This is a genomic window from Streptomyces murinus, from assembly GCF_002154555.1.
In the GTDB taxonomy this organism is placed as follows: Bacteria; Actinomycetota; Actinomycetes; order Streptomycetales; family Streptomycetaceae; genus Streptomyces; species Streptomyces murinus.
Window position 1 is genome coordinate 1 of the sequence record NZ_MUNF01000110.1, and the last position, 15,540, is coordinate 15,540.

Below are 15,540 nucleotides of genomic sequence, written 5' to 3' on the forward strand. Positions count from 1 at the left end.
GCGCAGCCCGGCGCGGGCGGCGGCTACCTGTCCCCGTCCCTGGTCGCCCAGTCCTGGGGGCACTACGGCACATCGCTCAAGGGCCTGATGGACTGGTCCCTCAACTGGGACGGCTCGAAGAACTGGACCTTCGGCGACAACGTCAAGGCGCTGCAAGGGCGTTGAACAAAGCGCCCCGAAGGGGCGCGGGGAACCGCGCGACAAGCCAGGGGGGCGCCGCGGACGGACGACCATCCGTCAGCGGCGCCCCCCGGCGGAGCACCTACGCGCCGATGAGGCGCTGCGCCAGGTACCCCTCGATCTGGTCGAGGGACACCCGCTCCTGCTTCATCGTGTCGCGCTCGCGCACGGTGACCGCGTTGTCCTCAAGCGTGTCGAAGTCGACCGTCACACAGAACGGCGTACCGATCTCGTCCTGACGGCGGTAGCGGCGGCCGATGGCGCCCGCGTCGTCGAAGTCGATGTTCCAGTTCTGCCGCAGCGCCTGCGCGAGGCCCTTGGCCTTCGGCGACAGCTCCGGGTTGCGGGACAGCGGCAGCACGGCCACCTTCACCGGGGCGAGCCGGTGGTCGAGGCGCAGCACTGTGCGCTTCTCCATCTTGCCCTTGGCGTTGGGCGCCTCGTCCTCGACGTACGCGTCGAGCAGGAAGGCCAGCATGGTGCGGCCGACACCCGCCGCCGGCTCGATGACGTACGGCGTCCAGCGCTCCCCGGCCTCCTGGTCGAAGTAGGAGAGGTCCTGGCCGGAGGCCTTGGCGTGCGCGCCGAGGTCGTAGTCCGTGCGGTTGGCGACACCCTCGAGCTCGCCCCACTCACTGCCACCGAACTGGAAGCGGTACTCGATGTCCGCGGTCCGCTTCGAGTAGTGGGAGAGCTTCTCCTTCGGGTGCTCGTACCAGCGCATGTTCTCGGTGCGCAGGCCGAGGCCCGTGTACCAGTTCCAGCGCTGCTCCATCCAGTATTCCTGCCACTGCTCGTCCTCGCCGGGCTTGACGAAGAACTCCATCTCCATCTGCTCGAACTCGCGGGTGCGGAAGATGAAGTTGCCCGGCGTGATCTCGTTGCGGAACGACTTGCCCATCTGGGCGATGCCGAACGGCGGCTTGCGGCGCGAGGTGGTCTGCACCTGGGCGAAGTTGGTGAAGATGCCCTGGGCGGTCTCGGGGCGCAGATAGGCGACCGAACCGGAGTCCTGGGTCGGGCCGAGGTGCGTGGAGAGCAGGCCGGAGAACTGCTTGGGCTCGGTGAACTGGCCCTTGTTGCCGCAGTTCGGGCAGTTGATGTCGGCCAGGCCGTTCGCCGGGGCGTGGCCCTTCTTCTCCTCGTAGGACTCTTCGAGGTGGTCGGCACGGAACCGCTTGTGGCACGCGGTGCACTCGGTCAGCGGGTCCGTGAAGGTGGCGACGTGGCCGGACGCGACCCAGACCTCGGGGGCCAGGATGACGGACGAGTCGATACCGACCACGTCCTCGCGGGACGTCACCATGTAGCGCCACCACTGGCGCTTGATGTTCTCCTTGAGCTCGACACCCAGCGGTCCGTAGTCCCAGGCGGCACGCTGACCGCCGTAGATCTCACTGCACGGGAAAACGAAGCCACGGCGCTTGCTCAGGCTGACGATGGTGTCGATCTTGTCGGCGGCCACGGTGCTCTCTTCATTACGACGACGGGCGTTGAAGCGAGATGCTTCCAGCGAATGCTTCAGGTTACCGGCGCAGGCTCCCCCACGGCCAAATCGGCCCCTGTCCTAACGGGCATCCCGGGGCATCCCGAGTGGTATCCCGGGGTATCCCGACCGGCTTGTTGACAACGGTTTCCATTTTTGTTGAAAATGACTGTCATGAACATACGTGGACGCCTCATACCCGCCGCCGCCCTGACCGCCGTCACCGCCCTCGGCCTCGGCACCCTCTCCGGCTGCTCCGGGAGCAGCACCGCGGCGGCCGGTGACGGCAGGCTCGACGTCATCGCGTCCTTCTATCCGATGTCCTTCCTCGCCGAGCGGATCGGCGGCGACCACGTCCATGTCACCAGTCTCACCACACCCGGCCAGGAGCCGCACGACCTGGAGATCAGCCCCAAGCAGATCGCCGCGATCGACGACGCCGACGCCGTCCTCTACCTCAAGAACCTCCAGCCCTCCGTGGACGCCGCGGTCGCGCAGTCCTCGGTGAAGACGAAGGTCGACGCCGCGTCCCTGGTCGCCATGGAGGCGCACGGCAACGAGGTCGGCGGGCACGCGGCCGAGCACGACACCAGCAAGGGCGAGGACTCCGCGGGCGAGGACCCGCACATCTGGCTGGACCCGGTGCGCTACGCCCAGGTCGCCAAGGGCGTCGGCACGGCCCTGGAGAAGGCCGACCCGAAGCACGCGGCCGACTACAAGAAGAACACCGCGGCCCTGGTCAAGCAGCTCGGCGACCTGGACCAGCGCTTCCGCGCCGGCCTCGCGCAGACCGAGTCCAAGGTCTTCATCACCACGCACGCCGCCTTCGGCTACCTCGCCGAGCGCTACGGGCTCACCGAGGAGGCGATCAACGGCCTCGACCCCGACTCGGAGCCGAGCGCCGCGCGCGTGCGGGACCTGGAGCGGATGGCGAAGGCCGACCATGTCTCGACGGTCTTCTACGAGACGCTCGTCAGCGACAAGACCGCGAAGACCATCGCGCACGACGCGAACCTGAAGACCGACGTCCTCGACCCGATCGAGGGGATCACGGGCAAGTCCCGCGGCAAGGACTACTTCTCCGTCCAGGACGCCAACCTCAAGGCGCTCCAGAAGGCACTGGGCACCAAGTGACAGGAGTCAGCATGGAGACCCACGGCGAACCCGTCATATCCCTGCGCGGCGTACGGGCCGACCTCGGCGGCCGCCCGGTGCTGCGCGGCATCGACCTCACCGTCGCGCGCGGCGAGGTCGTCGCCCTCCTCGGCGCCAACGGCTCCGGCAAGTCCACCGCGATCCGTACGATCATCGGCCAGGTCCCGGTCACCGACGGCATCATCGAGCTGTTCGGCACCCCCCGGCGCGCCTTCCGCGACTGGTCCCGCGTGGGCTACGTACCGCAGCGCACCACCGCCGCGGGCGGCGTCCCGGCGACGGTCACCGAGATCGTCTCCTCCGGCCGCCTCGCCCGCACCCGCTTCGGCCTCTTCGGCAAGGGCGACCGGGACGCCGTGCGCGAGGCCCTGGAACTGGTCGGCATGGCGGACCGCGCCAAGGACTCGGTGAACGCCCTGTCCGGGGGCCAGCACCAGCGGGTGCTGATCGCCCGCGCGCTCGTCGCCCGCCCCGAACTGCTGATCATGGACGAGCCGATGGCCGGCGTCGATCTGGCCAGCCAGGAGATCCTGGCCCGGACGCTGAGGACCCAGGTGGAGGCCGGTACGACGGTCCTGCTCGTGCTGCACGAACTGGGCCCCCTGGAACCGCTGATCGACCGCGCGGTCGTCCTGCGCGACGGCTGCGTCCTGCACGACGGCCCGCCCCCGAGAGCCGTCGGCCAGCATGCGCTGCCGGGTCACGACCACGTACACCCGCACGCACCCGCGGGCGCCGAACCGATCCGGACGGGACTGCTGAGCTGATGGACTTCCTGAACTACGCCTTCATGCAGCGGGCCCTGCTCGCCGCCGTCCTGGTCGGCATCACCGCCCCCGCCATCGGCATCTACCTGGTCCAGCGCCGCCAGGCCCTGATGGGCGACGGCATCGGACATGTCGCCATGACCGGCGTCGGCCTCGGCTTCCTGCTGTCCACCTCCCCGGTCTGGATGGCGACGGCGGTCTCCGTGCTCGGCGCCCTCCTGATGGAGCTGATCCGCTGGTACGGCAAGACGCGCGGCGACATCGCGCTGGCCATGCTCTTCTACGGCGGCATGGCGGGCGGCGTGATGTTCATCAACATGGCGCCGACGGGCTCCAACGCCAACCTGACGACCTACCTCTTCGGCTCCCTGTCCACGGTCTCCCCCTCCGACGTCAACGCGATCTGTCTGCTGGCCGCGTTCGTGGTGCTGGTCACCCTCGGCCTGCGCCGCCAGCTGTTCGCGGTCAGCCAGGACGAGGAGTTCGCGCGGGTCACCGGGCTGCCGGTGCGCGCCCTGAACCTGCTGACGGCGGTCACGGCGGCGGTGACGGTGACGGTCGCCATGCGCGTCGTCGGACTGCTGCTGGTCTCCGCGCTGATGGTGGTGCCGGTGGCGGCGGCCCAGCAGCTCACCCGGAGCTTCGCGATGACGTTCGCGATCGCGGTGGCGCTCGGCATCACGGTGACCGTCAGCGGCACGATCGCGTCGTTCTACCAGGACGTCCCGCCCGGCGCGACGATCGTCCTGCTCACCATCGCCGCGTTCGTCGTACTGACCGCGCTGGCCGCCCCGCTGGCCCGCCGACGCGCCCGCGCGGCCACGGCCGCGGGGCCCGGCGGGGATCCTGCGGAGTGTGTGATTCCGGCCGCGCGCGGCACGGGAGAGGAGATCAACGCCTGACCTCCGGGGCGCCGGGCTGGCACAATGGCCCGGGTCAGGGGTGAGACGTGAGGAGGCAGCAGTGACGACCGCTGGACCGCCCGTGAAGGGCCGCGCGACCCGTCAGCGGGCAGCAGTGGCCGCCGCGCTGGACGAGGTCGACGAGTTCCGCAGCGCGCAGGAGCTCCACGACATGCTCAAGCACAAGGGCGACTCCGTCGGGCTCACCACCGTCTACCGCACGCTCCAGTCCCTCGCCGACGCCGGCGAGGTGGACGTGCTGCGCACGTCCGAGGGCGAGTCCGTCTACCGCCGCTGCTCCACCGGCGAGCACCACCACCATCTCGTCTGCCGCGGCTGCGGCAAGGCGGTCGAGGTGGAGGGCCCGGCGGTGGAGAAATGGGCGGAGGCGATCGCCTCGGAGCACGGATATGTGAACGTGGCGCACACCGTGGAGATCTTCGGCACCTGCGCGGAGTGCGCCACGCGGAACAACTGAGGGGGGAGGCGGCTCAGCCGTCGCCCTCCATCGCCAGCAGCTCCTCGTTCGGGATCGCGCCGCCGAACCGCCGGTCGCGGGAGGCGAATTCCAGACACGCCCGCCACAGATCGCGCCGGTCGAAGTCCGGCCACAGCACGTCCTGGAAGACCAGCTCGGCGTAAGCGCTCTGCCAGAGCAGGTAGTTGGACGTCCGCTGCTCCCCGCTGGGCCGCAGGAACATGTCGACGTCCGGCATGTCCGGGTAGTACAGGTACTTCTGGATCGTCTTCTCGGACACCTTCGACGGATCCAGCCGCCCGGCCCGCACATCCTCCGCCAACGCCTTGGCCGCGTCGGCGAGTTCGGCCCGGCCGCCGTAGTTCATGCAGAAGTACAGCGTGAGCTTGTCGTTGTCCTTGGTCTGCTCCTGCGCGACCTGGAGCTCCTTGGCGACCGACTTCCACAGCCGGGGCATCCGCCCGGCCCAGCGCACCCGCACACCCAGCGCGTCCAGCTGGTCGCGGCTCTTGCGGATGAAGTCGCGGTTGAAGTTCATGAGGAAGCGCACCTCCTCGGGCGAGCGCTTCCAGTTCTCGGTGGAGAAGGCGTACAGCGAGATGTTGCCCACGCCCATCTCGATCGCGCCCTGGAGCACGTCGAGCACCTGCTCGGCGCCGACCTTGTGCCCCTCGGTCCGCGGCAGCCCCCGCTCCTTGGCCCACCGCCCGTTGCCGTCCATGACGATCGCCACGTGGTTCGGGACCAGCTCGCCGGGAAGCTTCGGCGGACGGGCGCCGGACGGGTGCGGCTCCGGCGCCGTGTACTCGCGCCGCTGGCGCCCCAGGATCCCGCGTACCACCATGTGCTCCGACTCCCTCTACGACTTCTCCGGGCCGGCTTCTCAGGGCCCGGCTAGGACTTTTCCACGTACCGCAGCGACCGCAGCCCGCGTTCCAGATGCCAGTGCAGATAGGCGGAGACCAGCCCACTGCCCTCCCGGACGAACCGCGCCTCGCAGGCGTCCGCCGTCTCCCAGTCTCCCGTAAGCAGCGCGCCCAGCAGTACCAGGGTCCCCGGGGACGGTACGACGCTGCCGGGCACCCGGCAGTCGACGCACACGGAGCCGCCGGAGGCGACGGAGAAGAACCGGTTGGGCCCGGGCATCCCGCATCTGGCGCAGTCGCCGAAGCTGGGCGCGTACCCGTTGACGGCGAGCGAGCGCAGCAGGAACGCGTCCAGCACCAGATTCGGGGCGTGCTCCCCCCGGGCCAGCGTCCGCAGGGCGCCGACCAGCAGCAGGTACTGCTGTACGGCCGGCTCGCCCTCATGGTCGGTGAACCGCTCGGCGGTCTCCAGCATGGCCGTACCGGCGGTGTAGCGCCCGTAGTCGGTCACGATGCCGCCACCGTACGGCGCGATGGTCTCACTCTGGGTGCACAGCGGCAGCCCGCGGCCGATCAGTTCGCTGCCGCGCGCGAAGAACTGCACATCCACATGGGAGAAGGGCTCAAGACGGGCCCCGAACTTCGACTTGGTGCGCCGCACACCGCGCGCCACGGCCCGGACCCGGCCGTGGCCCCGGGTGAGCAGGGTGATGATCCGGTCCGCCTCGCCCAGCTTCTGGGTGCGCAGCACGATGCCGTCGTCGCGGAACAGACTCATGCCCCCCATTCTCCCCCATGGGGCCGGCGGCCCTTCGCTACCGGTCCGGTACGGCGGGCTCGGCGGCGAGCCGCCCGGCCAGTTCGGTGCGCCGGCGCACCCCGAGCTTGCGGAAGCTGTTCGTCAGATGGGTCTCCACGGTGCGCAGCGCCAGATGCAGCAGGGCCGCGATCTCCGGGTTGGAGTGCCCTTGCGCGGCCAGTGCGCAGATCCGCCGTTCGCTGCCGGTGAGGGCGTGCGCGCCGGTCTGGGAGGCGGTGGCCCGGCGGGCTCCGGCGGCGGCGAGCAGTGCGGCGACCACCGCGCACCAGCGTCCGGCGCCGATCCGCTCGGCGTGCCGGGCGGCCTCCCGCAGGGCGCCGCGGGCGGCGGTGCGGTGTCCGGCGGCGGCGAGCAGCCGGCCGTGGGCGGCGAGCGCGGCGATCAGCTCGGGGTCGGTGCCGGCGGTGCGCAGCAGGGCGACGGCCCGCTCGACGGTGGCGAGCCCGGCCCGGCCGCCGGTGGCGGTGCCAAGGGCCCGCAGGGCCCGGCCGACGCACCGGGGGGTGCCCCAGCGGCGGGCCGCCGCCAGTTCCTCGGTGGCGAGCGCGACGGCCGCCGCGGGCCGGCCGAGCAGCAGCTGGCAGTCGGCGGCGGCTGAGCGCCAGGGGGTGACGACCGGGCTGGTCACCTGGCGGGCGCTCTGGCCCCGGCCGCACTCCGAGAGATCGTCCAGGGCACCGGCCGGGTCACCCTCGGCGAGGCTCAACAGCCCTCGGGCGTACAGGAATTCGTTCCATTCCCAGGATCCGTGGGAACCGTCGACGGCGATCGAGTCGGCCAGCCGGCGGGCCTCGGCGGCGCGGCCCGTCTCGGTGAGCGCGATGACGGCCTGGGCCACGAGATGCGCGTTGCCGACGCCGGAGGGCGCGGGGCGGGCGGGCGGTCCGATCAGCACGCCCCAGCCGTGGCACGCCTCCAGCAGCTCCCGGTAGCGGCCGCGCATCACCAGGCTCTCGGCGTGCACGCTGAGCAGACTCTGGTAGCCGGGGTCGACCAGCGGGCCGCGGTGTCCGGTCAGGCCCTCGGTGACCAGGCGGTCGGCGAGGGCGAGTTCGTCGGCCCACTGGGCGAGGGTGGCGGCGGAGGCCAGGACGTACGTCCGGGAGAAGGGGTCCAGTGGCTCCACGGTCACCTCGCGGGCGACGGCGGCGGCCTCGGCGGCGGACAACCGGCCGCTGGTGGAGTCGAATTCGGCGAGCAACACCCGTACGGCCGGTGCCGGGCGCGCGGGTGTGGTGGCGGCGAGTCGGCGCAGCCGGTCCACCGTCTCCAGCCAGCTGTGCCCGTCGTGCGAGGCGATCAGGGCGGCGGCGACCTGGACGGCCCAGGCGAGTTCGGGATGGCCGGTGAACCGTTCGGCCAGCTCCTCCATCACCTCCAGCGCGACCGAGGTCTGGCCGCGGGCCGCGAGGGCGGTGCCCAGGGCGTTGGCGGCCTTGAACACGCTCACATCGGACTGTTCCAGGCGCACCGACTCGGCCAGGTGCCGTACTCCGAGGGCGCGGTCCGCGGGGCCCAAGGTGACTTCCAGGCTGCCGAGTTCGGTCAGTACACCGCCGCGCCGGGCGGGCGGCAGCGGTTCGGCGAGCGCCCGGCGCAGGAAGTCCACGGCCTGTTCCGGCCGTCCTTCGCGGCGTGCGGTGCGGGCGGCGCACAGCAGTGTCTCGACGGCCCAGCCGGGTCCGTTGCCGCCCGCCGCGACCAGGTGTGCGGCGACCACCTCGTCGGACGCACCGTGGTGGTGCAGCAGTTCGGCGCTCGCCCGGTGCGGCTCGTCCGACGCGGGAGCAGCGGGAGCAGCGGGCGGTGCTTGCCCGTCCTCGGTCCGCCAGCGTGCGAGCGGGGCCCACGCGATCTCCCAGCGGTTGCCCTCGGGGTCGGCGACGCACGCCGACCGGCCGCCCTCGGGGTGGTCCGCCGGCTCGGCCAGTACGGTGGCACCGGCGGCCACCGCGGCCACGCACGCGCTGTCCACCTGCCGGGGCCCGGTCACGGTGCAGGTCAGCATGGCGCCCCCGGTGGCGCCGTCCGTCCCGGCCGCGGGGCGCAGCACGAGCAGCACCCCCGCGAGCAGGAAGCCCACCCGGCCGTCGTCACTGCCGGGTAACTCCGCCCAGCCCAGGGCCCGGTAGAACCGGCGCAGCCCCGGTACGTCCCGCGCCCCGAGCGTCACCATACAAAGACGAGAAGGCATGTCAGACATGGACATGATCTTGCAGTCAAGGCCGACAACCTGACAACAAAGGGACACACATCAGTCGGTTATGGACACTGCGGCCGGGCTTAGGTTCGTGGACTTCCACGATGCACCAACGGCATCGCCCACGTGCAGAGTTGCCCTCGTGGACGACTACCTTCGGTACTGTCAGCCCGGCTCGGACTTCTACGACCGCCCGGCCACCGACGCGCAGGAGCGCTTCGGCCTGACCGGGCGCCCGGCCCCCGAGGGCTGGACCCTGTCCCACGACGACGTCTGGAGCCACTTCGCCCCCGAGGGTCATGAACTCCCGGAGCAGGGCTGGAAGGTGCACGTCTCGGTCGTCCCCCGGGAGGCCGCCGAGGTCATCGAGATCGCGGCCGCGTACTGCTTCGAGCGCCGGATCGCCTTCAAGGTGCTGCTCGGCCCCGCGGCCCACCGGAGGCTGAACAGCAAGTACGCGCCCCGTGGCGGCAGCGGCAAGCTGATCACCGTCTACCCCTTGGACGACACCGAGCTCAAGGGCGTCCTGGACGAGTTGTCGGTGCTGCTGGAGGGTCGCGAGGGCCCGTACGTCCTCAGCGACCTGCGCTGGCGCCGGGGCCCGCTGTATGTGCGCTTCGGCGGATTCCGGCGGATGCACACGACGGACGGCAAGGGGCGGCGGGTCCTCGCGGTGCGAACGCCGGACGGCACCCTGGTACCGGATCCCCGGGGCCCCGGCTTCCGGCCGCCCGAGTGGGTGGAGATCCCCGCCTTCCTGCGCGGCCAGATGACGGCGGCGGCCGTCGCGGGACAGGCCGGGCCCCCGATGCCGTACACGGTGTGCAAGGCGCTCCACTTCTCCAACGGCGGCGGCATCTACCTCGCCGAGGACCCCGCGACGGGCGGCCGGGTGGTGCTGCGCGAGGCGCGGCCGCACGCCGGGATCGACGGCAGGGGCGACGACGCGGTCACCCGCCTGTACCGCGAGGCGCGGACCCTGGAGGCGCTCGGCGACCTCGACTTCGTGCCGGACTTCAAGGGGACGTTCACCGTCTGGGAGCACCACTATCTCGCCCAGGAGCACATCGAGGGCACGACCCTGTGGGAGTTCCTGGCCGCCCGCAACCCGGCGGCCCGGGGCGCCGCCGACCGCGCCGCCTTCGCCGACTACACACGCACCGCGCTCGGCATCCTCGACCGGCTGGAGTCGGCGCTGGCCGCGCTGCACGCACGGGGATACGTGTTCGGCGACCTCCATCCGCGCAATGTGATGGTGCGGCCCGACGGCCGTATCGCCCTGGTGGACTTCGAGATCGCCCACCGCCCCGGCCTCGACCCGGCCCCGGCCATCGCCTGCCCCGGCTATGTCGCCGAGCACGCCCGGTCGGGCATCGACCGGGACACGTACGCCCTCGACTGTGTGCGCATGGCGCTGTTCCTGCCGCTCACGCTGATGCTCGACCTCGATCCGGGCAAGACGGGCGAGTTGGCCGACGCGGTCAGCGAACTCTTCCCCGCACCGGTCGAGTTGACCCGGCGGATCCGTACGGGTCTGACCCGGCCCGGCGCCCTCGAACGCACCGGTCCCGAACGCATCGGCCCCGAGCGGTACTTCACGGCGGCGGCCGGGGATCTCGGCGGACCGGCGATGCGGGCGCTGACGGCCTCGCTGGCGCGGGCGATCCACGCCAGCGCGACCCCGGAGCGCACCGACCGGCTCTTCCCCGGCGACCCCAAGGGCCTGGAGGACGGCGGCTACAACCTCGCGTACGGCGCCGCCGGTGTCCTGTACGCCCTGCGCGGCGCGGGCCTGGCGACCGACCCGGGGCACGCCCGCTGGCTGGCGGACGCGCTCCGCCGGGCCCCCGCCCGACCCGGACTGCACACCGGGTTCCACGGCGCCGCCCTCGTCCTGCACGGCCTCGGCCATGAGCAGGAGGCGTACGACGCCCTGGACCGCGCGGCACCCAAGACCGCCGCGACCCGGTCACCCGGTCTGGAGTCCGGCCTCGCCGGGATCGCCCTGGTGCTGCGCCACCTTGCCCGGGCCACCGGCGAGACGCACTGGCGGGACGAACTGGACGGCGTCACCACCAGACTCGCCGATCTCATCGGCGACGCGGCCGACGACCTGCGGCCGGGGCTGCTGCACGGCTTCACCGGTGCCGCCCTGTTCTTCCTGCGGCGCTACGCGGACACGGGCGACGCGGCCTGCCTGGACCACGCCGGGCGCGCCCTCGACCTCGATCTGGCGCACTGCCGTACCGACGACGCGGGCGAGGTCCAACTCGCCGACGGCGCCCGCCTGTTGCCGTACCTGGGACTCGGCGGCGCCGGTCTTGCGGAGGCCGTGGCCCTGTACCACCGTCACCGGCCCGACGAACGGCTCGCGGCGCTGCACCGGGGCATCCTGCGCGCCTGCCACGCCCCGTTCACCGTGGAGCCCGGCCTGTTCATGGGGCGGGCCGGGCTGATCACGGCGCTGGCCGGGGCGGAGACCCGACCGGTACCGCTCGCCCAACTCGCCCGGCACGTCCGCCGGCTGTCCTGGCACGCGGTGACCCGCGACGGCGGCCCGGACGGACCGCCCGGCATCGCCTTCCCCGGACACCAACTCCTGCGCCTGTCCATGGACTTGAGCAATGGCACGGCGGGCGTGCTGCTCGCCCTGCACGCCTGCGCACGCGCGGCCGGAGCGCCACCCGCGCCCATACGGCCGACGGTGACGGAGTCGGCATGGGCCGAGGCCGCCGGACTGCCGTACCGCACATCCCGCCCGCCCGAGGGCGCCCAAGGTTTCCGGGGCCGTCCGGCTCCGGATCGTCACACCCACGAGGAGGACAGCAGATGAACACGATTCTCGAGCTCCAGGAACTGCCCGTCGACCAGATCGACGGCGAGGGCGAAGTGGCCCTCATGAGCACCGCCAGCAACCACTGTCTGACGATCGACTAAGGCGGGCCCCGTGGCCCCGGGCGGCACGGCGAGCGGTGCCGCCCGGGGCCCGGCACCTCGCGGCAGAGGGACGACGATGACGGCGCCCGCGCTGTACCGCAACCAGACCTATGTGCGGCTGTGGATCGCGTACACGCTGTCCTCGCTCGGCACCTTCGCCTCGCTGGTCTCCCTCCCCCTGGTCGTCATGGCGTCCTCGGGCGGCCCGCTCGGCGTCGGTCTGATCGGCTTCGCCGGCGCGTCCTGCATGCTGCTCGCGCTGCCCTGGGCGGGTCTGCTGGTCGACCGCGTGGGCTGGCGCCCGGTGATGGTGCGGGCCGACCTGGTCCGGGGCATCGCCTTCGGCGTCCTGACGTACACGGTAGCCACCCACCAGGTCTCCGTCGGGGTCGTCCTCGCCGTCACGGCCGTCAGCGGCGCACTCGGTGTGCCCTTCGCCTCGGCCACGGCCACCGCGCTGCGGTCGGCGGTCCCCGCCGCGAGGCGGCCCGCGGCCCTGTCGGCCAACCAGAGCCGCACCGCGCTCCTCACCCTGCTCGGCCCACTGGCCGGCGGCGCGCTCTACGGCGTCTCGCCCGCCCTGCCGTTCGCCGTGGACGCGGTGTCCTTCCTCGCCTCCGCCGCACTCGTGGCGACCCTGCCGGCCACCACCACCGCCGCCCCCGCGGACCGGCCGGCCGCGCGCTGGACGGACATCACGGCCGGCTGGCGCTTTCTGCGCCGCCATCCCTTCCTGCGGAACATGACGCTCACCGTGCTCGTCGCCGACTTCGGGATCCAGGGGGTCATCGTGGTCCTCGTCGTCACCGCGGCCGCCTCGAACGACGCCCTGGGCACCGGTCTGATCACCGCCTGCACCGGCGCCGGGAACCTGCTGGGCGCCGCGATCACCCTGCCCGCCGTACGGCGCGCCCGCCCCCGCACCCTGGTCCTCGCCACCACCTGGACCGGGGCGCTCGCCGTGTCCGCGATCGCGGGCACGGACCGGGTGCTGTGGGGCGCCCTGCTCGCCGGCTGCTTCTGCGTGGCCACCCCGGTCATCGGGGTGCTCACCAACAGGACGCTCCTGGACGACGTGCCGCAGGAGATCCTCGGCCGGGTGCAGAGCGTCTTCCAGACCGTCCCCCGGCTCGTCGCCTCCACCGGACCGGTGCTCGCCGGCCTGCTCCTCGGGGTGCTGCCCACCCGCGCCGTGCTGCTGCTGTTCGCGCTGCCCCTGGCGGCCCTCGCCCTGTACGGCACCCTGTCCGCCACTCTCGATCGGAACGACCGTTGAAGACAAGCGAGTTGACGACCCGCGAGGTGGAACGCGCCGGGCTCCGGGCCGCGTTCGACCTCTTCCGTGGCTCCCTGCACCAGCCGCCCGTCTCCGACCGGGACTGGTCCCCGTTGTCCGCGTCCTTCGAACCGGGCGCCGTGCGGGGCGCGTTCGACGGCGACCGGCTGATCGCCATGCACCAGTCCATGCCCACGGACGTCGTCGTACCGGGCGGTGAACGGGCGCCGCTCAGCGTCCAGTTCCGGTTCGGGGTCGGCGCCGGGCACACCCGCAGGGGCGTGGGTACGGCTCTGATGGCGGCCGCGCTGCGGGCCACGCCGGAGCCGCTCGCCATGGTCCGGCCCAGCGAGGGCGGTATCTACGGCCGGTTCGGCTTCGGCGTCGCGACCCGCTGCCGGGACCTGGTGATCGACCGCCGCCGGGCCGTCCTGACCGCCGACGTCCCCTCGGGCGGGGACACCCGCCTGGCGGACCCGGCCGACAGCGCCGGGCTGTGCCGCGACGTGTACGACCGTACCCGCGCCCGCCCCGGCGCGATCGGCCGCTGGCCCTGGTACGAACAGCTGCTGAACCACGAGCTGGCGGGCGCCGGGCTGTTCTCCCGGGTCGCGGTGCACACCGGTGCGGACGGTCCCGACGGCGCCGGAGTCCCCGACGGCTTCGCCCGCTACAGCGTCCGCGGTACGACCCTCGACGTGGACGAACTGCACTGCCGCACCCCGGAGTCCTGGGCGGGGCTGTGGCGGTTCCTGCTCAGCGTCGAACTGGTCGACGAGATACGGCTGCGGGGGCGCCCGCTGGACGAGCCGGTCGAGTGGCTGTTCACCGACCCCCGGGTCTGCCGGGTCACCGCCGTCCGCGACGAGCTGTGGCTGCGCCCGGTCGACACCCTCGCAGCCCTGCGCGCCCGCGCGTACGGCGACGGCGACCCGGTGGTGCTCGGCGTCCACGACCCCCTGCTGCCCGCCAATTCCGGCCACTACCTGGTCGGCCCCACCGAGGTCCGCCGCACCCGCAGACCCGCCCAACTCACCCTGTCCGCCGCATCGTTGGCATCCCTCTATCTGGGCGGCGTACGCCCCTTGGCACTGGCGGTCGCCGGCGCCGCGACCGTCCACGACCCCAAGGCCCTCCCCACCGCCGACCGACTGTTCCACACGGACGGCGAACCCTGGTGCGGCACGGCCGTGTGACGTCCTGATGTGCGGGCAGCCGTTTCGAAACTTTCGAGCAGTCGTCCATCTGTCGATGCGTCAGGTTCGCAACTTTCGATCCGACTCGATGGACCGCACCGGATCGATCTCCAGAACTGAGCTTTGACCAGGGGCTATGATCTCGCCGACAAAATCAGCCGTCCAGAAAGTTTTCGAAACTTCCACCGAAACTGTTGACTCTCGTCGGCCGCCGTCCAGACTGTTCGCCATCGCCGGTGCCCGTCGCCGACGTGTCATGCCCCTGTCATTACGGGCAGGCCCTCCACACCCGCACAAGGAGGAAACACCCATGAGTACGCTGACCCGCGAGCTGCGCCGCAGACGCGGCCTCGTGGCCGCGGTACAAGGGCTCGTCGCCGCCGCGGTGGCGGTCGTGGTCGCCTTCGTGCTGACCGGCCCGGTCCAGGCCGCCACGACCATCACCTCGAACAGCACCGGCACCAACAACGGCTACTTCTACTCGTTCTGGGAGCAGTCCAGCGGCGCCACCATGACCCTGGGTTCGGGCAGCAACTACAGCCTGACCTGGAACACGGCCTCACAGAACGTCGTCGCCGGCACCGGCTGGAACCCGGGCACGACCAACACCGTCTCGTACTCGGGCACGTGGAACTGCAACGGCAACTGCTACCTGTCGCTGTACGGCTGGACCACCAACCCGCTGATCGAGTGGTACATCGTCGACAACTACGGCAACTACAACCCGAGTTCGGGCGCGACCAAGCTGGGCTCGGTCAGCAGTGACGGCAGCACGTACGATCTGTACAAGACGACCCGCGTCGACGCGCCGTCCATCGAGGGCACCGCCACGTTCGACCAGTACTGGGCGGTCCGCCAGTCGAAGCGCACCGGCGGCACCATCACCGTGTCGAACATCTTCAACGCCTGGAAGAGCCTCGGCCTGAACCTCGGCACCCCGAACTACGAGATCCTGGCCACCGAGGGCTACCAGAGCAGCGGCAGCTCCAACATCACCGTCACCAGTGGTGGCGGCGGCACCACGCCGCCTCCCACCACCCCGCCCCCCACCACTCCCCCGCCGAGCGGCAGCGGGTGTTCCGCGACCTTCACCAACTCCTCCGACTGGGGCTCCGGCTTCACCGGCTCGGTGGCGGTCAAGAACAACGGCTCCGCCGCCATCAACGGCTGGACCGTCAAGCTGACCTTCCCCGGCAACCAGACGGTCAGCAGCCTCTGGAACGGCAGCTACACCCAGTCCGGCAACACGGTCACGGTGAAGAACGCGAGCAACAACG

The 15,540-nt window shown here is 71.8% G+C and carries 13 protein-coding genes and 1 pseudogene; 10 read left to right on the forward strand and 4 right to left on the reverse strand.

All coding sequences use genetic code 11. The annotated features are described in order from the left end of the window. Positions 1-165: pseudogene (locus CCN72_RS40370) on the forward strand (chitinase); the annotation flags it as partial. 97 nt (positions 166-262) lie between these two features. Here CCN72_RS40370 and CCN72_RS08885 read toward each other — a convergent pair. Next, complete coding sequence (locus tag CCN72_RS08885; RefSeq protein WP_037655153.1) at positions 263-1,645, reverse strand: glycine--tRNA ligase; 1,383 nt, start codon at positions 1,643-1,645, stop codon at positions 263-265. 195 nt (positions 1,646-1,840) lie between these two features. Between CCN72_RS08885 and CCN72_RS08890 the strand changes: the two genes are divergently transcribed. From CCN72_RS08890 to CCN72_RS08905, 4 genes are all read left to right on the forward strand, one after another. Further along, positions 1,841-2,800, forward strand: a complete 960-nt coding sequence (locus tag CCN72_RS08890) for a metal ABC transporter substrate-binding protein (protein WP_086807033.1) — start codon at positions 1,841-1,843, stop codon at positions 2,798-2,800. An 11-nt stretch (positions 2,801-2,811) separates the two neighbouring features. Beyond that, positions 2,812-3,588: a metal ABC transporter ATP-binding protein gene (locus CCN72_RS08895; RefSeq protein WP_086807034.1), complete on the forward strand. Its 777-nt coding sequence runs from the start codon at positions 2,812-2,814 to the stop codon at positions 3,586-3,588. Further along, positions 3,588-4,490 carry a metal ABC transporter permease gene (locus tag CCN72_RS08900; protein ID WP_086807035.1) on the forward strand — a complete coding sequence of 301 codons (903 nt, stop codon included), beginning with the start codon at positions 3,588-3,590 and terminating at the stop codon, positions 4,488-4,490. The genes CCN72_RS08895 and CCN72_RS08900 overlap by 1 nt, the downstream gene beginning before the upstream one ends. Positions 4,491-4,551: 61 nt before the next feature. Beyond that, the gene (locus CCN72_RS08905) at positions 4,552-4,968 is read left to right on the forward strand and encodes a Fur family transcriptional regulator (protein WP_086807036.1); all 417 of its coding nucleotides are present in this window, start codon (positions 4,552-4,554) and stop codon (positions 4,966-4,968) included. 13 nt (positions 4,969-4,981) lie between these two features. Here the strand turns inward: CCN72_RS08905 and CCN72_RS08910 are convergent, their stop codons facing one another. From CCN72_RS08910 to CCN72_RS39925, 3 genes are read right to left on the reverse strand one after another with little or no spacing between them, the layout of a single operon-like run. Next, positions 4,982-5,812, reverse strand: coding sequence for an isoprenyl transferase (locus CCN72_RS08910; RefSeq protein ID WP_085564646.1), 831 nt, complete (start codon positions 5,810-5,812; stop codon positions 4,982-4,984). Positions 5,813-5,862: 50 nt separating this feature from the next. Further along, positions 5,863-6,612: a DNA repair protein RecO gene (gene recO, locus CCN72_RS08915; RefSeq protein ID WP_161216187.1), complete on the reverse strand. Its 750-nt coding sequence runs from the start codon at positions 6,610-6,612 to the stop codon at positions 5,863-5,865. Between the two features lie 37 nt (positions 6,613-6,649). Beyond that, positions 6,650-8,830, reverse strand: coding sequence for a LuxR C-terminal-related transcriptional regulator (locus tag CCN72_RS39925; protein ID WP_208637949.1), 2,181 nt, complete (start codon positions 8,828-8,830; stop codon positions 6,650-6,652). Positions 8,831-8,996: 166 nt separating this feature from the next. Between CCN72_RS39925 and lanKC the strand changes: the two genes are divergently transcribed. The 5 genes from lanKC to CCN72_RS08945 all read left to right on the forward strand — a co-directional run. Next, the gene (gene lanKC / locus CCN72_RS08930) at positions 8,997-11,687 is read left to right on the forward strand and encodes a class III lanthionine synthetase LanKC (RefSeq protein WP_086807038.1); all 2,691 of its coding nucleotides are present in this window, start codon (positions 8,997-8,999) and stop codon (positions 11,685-11,687) included. After that, a complete protein-coding gene (locus CCN72_RS39930) occupies positions 11,684-11,791 on the forward strand; it encodes a class III lanthipeptide (RefSeq protein ID WP_202442162.1) in 108 nt (35 codons plus the stop codon). The genes lanKC and CCN72_RS39930 overlap by 4 nt, the downstream gene beginning before the upstream one ends. A gap of 76 nt (positions 11,792-11,867) precedes the next feature. Continuing rightward, entirely contained in the window at positions 11,868-13,067 is a 1,200-nt protein-coding gene (locus CCN72_RS08935) for an MFS transporter (protein ID WP_086807039.1), read from the forward strand. 11 nt (positions 13,068-13,078) lie between these two features. Then, positions 13,079-14,263 (forward strand): GNAT family N-acetyltransferase, encoded by a 1,185-nt coding sequence (locus CCN72_RS08940; protein ID WP_208637950.1) that lies wholly within the window; start codon positions 13,079-13,081, stop codon positions 14,261-14,263. A 310-nt stretch (positions 14,264-14,573) separates the two neighbouring features. Further along, positions 14,574-15,540: glycoside hydrolase family 11 protein (locus CCN72_RS08945; RefSeq protein WP_086807041.1), on the forward strand; the 967-nt coding region annotated here is incomplete at its 3' end.

Bases quoted from the DNA above. Each gene is read 5' to 3' on its own strand.
- CCN72_RS08890 (WP_086807033.1), top strand. From the start codon at position 1,841: ATGAACATACGTGGACGCCTCATACCCGCCGCCGCCCTGACCGCCGTC.
- CCN72_RS08895 (WP_086807034.1), top strand. From the start codon at position 2,812: ATGGAGACCCACGGCGAACCCGTCATATCCCTGCGCGGCGTACGGGCC.
- CCN72_RS08900 (WP_086807035.1), top strand. From the start codon at position 3,588: ATGGACTTCCTGAACTACGCCTTCATGCAGCGGGCCCTGCTCGCCGCC.
- CCN72_RS08910 (WP_085564646.1), bottom strand. From the start codon at position 5,812: ATGGTGGTACGCGGGATCCTGGGGCGCCAGCGGCGCGAGTACACGGCG.
- recO (WP_161216187.1), bottom strand. From the start codon at position 6,612: ATGAGTCTGTTCCGCGACGACGGCATCGTGCTGCGCACCCAGAAGCTG.
- CCN72_RS39925 (WP_208637949.1), bottom strand. From the start codon at position 8,830: ATGGTGACGCTCGGGGCGCGGGACGTACCGGGGCTGCGCCGGTTCTAC.
- CCN72_RS39930 (WP_202442162.1), top strand. From the start codon at position 11,684: ATGAACACGATTCTCGAGCTCCAGGAACTGCCCGTCGACCAGATCGAC.
- CCN72_RS08935 (WP_086807039.1), top strand. From the start codon at position 11,868: ATGACGGCGCCCGCGCTGTACCGCAACCAGACCTATGTGCGGCTGTGG.